Annotated in this window: 1 protein-coding gene; it reads right to left on the bottom strand. The window is 39.5% G+C overall.

From position 1 onward, the window contains the following. A partial coding sequence (locus tag ACYVRA_RS08335) for a phosphoenolpyruvate-utilizing N-terminal domain-containing protein (RefSeq protein ID WP_461252262.1) occupies positions 1–570 on the bottom strand: 570 nt, incomplete at both ends.

Genomic DNA, 570 nt, shown 5'->3' on the forward strand with positions numbered 1-570 from the left:
CAAGTATTGAAACGTGGCTTGTTACGCTGCCAGAATCTACGGCAAGCCCCAAAACCTTGCCTTTTTCAAAGTTCATAAGCATATTTGGACCTATGGAAAACCCTGTGAGCACGGCACCGCCTTCTTCAATTTCTTCTTGCAGGGCAAAATCGCTTTCGCTGCTGTTCAAATACATAAGCATGCGATTGTAAATATCTTTTAAATCTTGAGCGCGTTCTTTTAATATTCCATCGCTGTTTTCAAAATTCTCTATTAGCTTTTGCATACGTAAATGAAAGGCGTAGCCCGCATTCCATCTCTCGTCTCTTATCAAAGAAATAACGCCATCTATCAAAAACGAATCCTGCAAAATCATCAGGTGCGAATCAAAAATTTCCGAGTCTTTTTTGCCAACCGTTTGAAGCGTCATGTCCCGCAGATTTGAAATTTCTCTTTTAACCTGCATAACGCCTTTGCGAAAAAAATCAATTTGATTTGCCGTTCCTTCTTTTGAAATTTTATATTGCGAAACAACAACTTTTTGGCGAACAATCAATTTTGTTTTTGCAATTACGTATCCGGGCGAGGCAG

It is taken from the genome of Treponema sp. R8-4-B8 (assembly GCF_054786175.1).